General features: G+C 54.6%; 1 protein-coding gene. It reads right to left on the bottom strand.

Translation table 11 applies throughout. The features are described from left to right. Positions 1-240 precede the first annotated feature (240 nt). The coding region (locus tag AACY49_RS29770; protein ID WP_339527766.1) for a phosphoribosyltransferase at positions 241-734 on the bottom strand (494 nt) is incomplete at its 5' end.

Genomic DNA, 734 nt, shown 5'->3' with positions numbered 1-734 from the left:
CTTGATAGGATCGGGGGCTCGAGCAAGCCCAAGGAAGCAAAGCGCTTTGAGCGCGATGACGTGATTAAGAATCAGATCCGCGGACTTCATCAGGGCCAGCAGCCATGCGGTGCTGCACCAACAGGCCGAACATATGGATGCACTCGACCGGTGCTCATCGCTGCACGAAACCTTTTGCACCGCAGGGGTCGCCCACACATCAAGCCCATCACGTCATGACTAGTTCTAAGCCACGGCTCATCAGCGGCGAGAAGCAAGACGCTCGGGTTGCTCCATTGCATCGCGCTCTTGTGCAGCACGTGAGGCCAACTCTCCCCAGGGAAAGATGAACCATCGCTTGTCATGATCTCGGTTGATGTTGCGCGCCGCATAATCGACCGATTGGCTGGAAACGGTGTTGCTTATAAATACTGCGAAGCGGACACTTAGACTTGATTGCCCACCTTGACCCAGCGCATTCTTGAACCGACCGATCGTCCCTCCGCTGTCGTTGATGTCATCGACAAAAAGAAACCGCTCCCCGTCGACGATGCACCTTGCCAGATGGGCGAGAAGTGAATCCGAAAACATATGAACCTTCGAGCTATGATCCACAGATAGCAGCGGCAGGTCGAGTCGGTGCGAGAGATACGTTCCAGGAACCAGTCCTCCCCTACCAATTCCAACTATGAAATCCGGACGCCAGCTGTCCTTCTCGATCAACTCCGCAATTATCTGCACGTCATTGGTGAACT

Origin of the sequence: Pseudomonas sp. EL_65y_Pfl2_R96 (genome assembly GCF_963970905.1) — a bacterium.
Taxonomy (GTDB): domain Bacteria; phylum Pseudomonadota; class Gammaproteobacteria; order Pseudomonadales; family Pseudomonadaceae; genus Aquipseudomonas.
The sequence above is the reverse complement of the archived record's forward strand: the minus strand, read 5'-3'. Positions and strand labels throughout refer to the sequence as shown.